Origin of the sequence: Marinibactrum halimedae, from assembly GCF_021234875.1 — a bacterium.
In the GTDB taxonomy this organism is placed as follows: Bacteria; Pseudomonadota; Gammaproteobacteria; order Pseudomonadales; family Cellvibrionaceae; genus Marinibactrum; species Marinibactrum halimedae.
In genome coordinates, this window is sequence record NZ_JAJQVM010000086.1 from 1 (window position 1) to 2312 (window position 2312).

General features: G+C 45.1%; 2 protein-coding genes. Both read right to left on the reverse strand.

Annotated features, from left to right (window positions below; translation table 11 throughout):
• Positions 1-248: 248 nt before the first annotated feature.
• A complete protein-coding gene (locus LU351_RS20295) occupies positions 249-1310 on the reverse strand; it encodes an IS91 family transposase (RefSeq protein WP_232595910.1) in 1062 nt (353 codons plus the stop codon).
• 1 nt (position 1311) lies between these two features.
• Positions 1312-2217 (reverse strand): tyrosine-type recombinase/integrase, encoded by a 906-nt coding sequence (locus LU351_RS20300; protein ID WP_232595911.1) that lies wholly within the window; start codon positions 2215-2217, stop codon positions 1312-1314.
• Between the last annotated feature and the right edge of the window lie 95 nt (positions 2218-2312).

The following is a 2312-nucleotide window of genomic DNA, read 5'->3' on the forward strand; positions in this document are numbered from 1 at the left end:
TAACAAATAAGAATAAGTGTCGTTAGCCGACACTTATTTGGTTGTTGAACGAGCCCGGTGTCTTCTATTTATAGGAAATAAATTCGGCGAGAGTAATCTTTAAAGCGTTTGCATGTGGTAAACCATTTTGTCAGCACGAAAAAGCCCCTCATGCTTTACATGATGATTTTTTAATTAAAACATTAAGCCAATGAAGCAGTTCCTCCTGTATTAAAAGTGTATTCAGTGTTCGTATTGCCTTAAGCATGTCATGTCGGTATGGGATGGCTTAACGGATTTTTTTTGGTGAAGAAGAAATTGACTTCTGTGCTCCCACATTCCCTACAGTAAATTTGAGGTTTTACGTCAGGAAGACACGGCGGTAATATGACACGCAAACACAGTTGAATGCGGTGTAGCAACCTTTTGGCATTACCGTGTAAAAACCCATAATCTCGAACACGCCGAAAGCCTTTTGGTAAAACGTGCTGCAATAATCGATAAATAAAATCCTCTCCTTTTAACGTTTGATATCGACGCTTCTTGGTCTTGCTCTCTTTGTAATAAAACGTGATGTGAGAGCCGTCATTGCGTACGATTTGCCTTTCACTGATGACACCACGATACAAATAGCGAGAGAGGTATTGCAAAGCAGGTAACCCCGAACCAACATGTCGACAATCCACCACCCACTTTTTAGGAATATTGAGTGGTAACCGTGAAAAATGATTGGATAAAGATTTTAACAATCGAGCCCGGAACACTTTGGCGATGGCTTTTTGTGGTAAGAAATAAGTTTTATCGCTGCACTTCCATAAAGACTGTTTTTTACAAAAACTCCCCGCCGGCACAATAAAATGCAGATGCGGGTGATAGTGCAGTTGTCGAGAGTGCGTATGCAATACCCCGGTAAAACCCAAGTCACCCTCTAAAGAAGGGTGGTGTTTGCCAAAGTATTTTAAGGTTTCTGAGGCACTCTCAAATAATAAGCGATAACAGCGTTGGGAGTGGGATTGAAATACGCCCCGCAGTTTAGCGGGCAAGGTAAAAGTCACCATAAAATACGGTGTAGGCAGCAGTTTTTGTTGCTGACGAGCCAGCCATAAACTGGAAAGGTGATGCTGGCATTGATTGCAGGCTCGATGACCACACGATTGCCTCCAGCGAGTGTCTTGGTGGCAGTGAGAACAGTGCATGGTCACCTCCCCGTATTGGCCAGTTCGACAACCGAGCAGAGCATTAAGTGCTGACCACTGATCCTTATTTAATTTCTGGCCATAGCGCTCTAAAAAGCGCTGCTGGTATTCTTGAAAAATCATTTGAAGCGTCATTTCACACCTCGCCATTGAGCGATACGTCTAGGCGATTCATTAATTGATTAATCATGGCCTGAGTATCTTGGTGAACGGATTCGGTAATCCGCGTATAAATGGCGGTGGTTTTGGGGCACTCATGGCCCATTTCTTGTTGTATGGCACGCAAATGAACGTTGGCTTCCAACAAATGAACGCCGTAGCAGTGCCGAAGGCTGTGGGGCGTGGCCTTCTTGTGAATGTTGCAGGAGGCTAAAATAGCCTTAAAGGCTTTTTGTACCCCGCTTCGATCCATCGGCATCGTGGCGGTATGGCGTAGTTCACTGGATTGACCACGAGGGAACAGAAATAAAGGATGGCGATGGGTACACCAATAATAGCGTAAGGCACTCAACGTTTTTTGTGGCAAGGTGACCAATCGATCCTTCTTACCTTTGCCGAGGCGGACATGGGCTTTCATGCGTTGACTGTCAATATCGGCAACGGTGAGATTGAGGGTTTCTCCTAAGCGCAACCCCATAGAGTAGGTCGTCAAAATAAAGACTTGATAGCGTAACTCTTGGGTCTGATTAATAATGCGTTGAATTTCCAGCTGAGTTAAAATGACCGGCAAGGTTTTGCGTTGAGGTGGTTTGATAATGTCGACCCATGGCCACTGTTTATTGAGGGTGTGGTGATAAAAGAATTGCAGGCCGTTGCGGTCGGTTTTCACTGTGCTCCAAGAGTGGGTTTTAACGAGCGAAGAGAAATAGGTTTTGAGATTGTCTGCGGTGAGGGTATCTGGGCAGCGATCAAAGAAGGCGGTAATCCGCCGAACGGCACGGGAATAGACATCGATAGTGGTGTCGGCTTTGCCTTGACGATAGAGAGCATCGACGTGTTTTTGATAGAGACGTTGGAAATGCTGGGTTTGGGTTTTGTTCATGGTGAATCTCCTGTAGACAGGCTCACAGATGAGCTTTATGAGATTCGTTCAAAATGGGACAAAGTGGAAATTTGCCGCGTAGCGGCTTCGTTCAA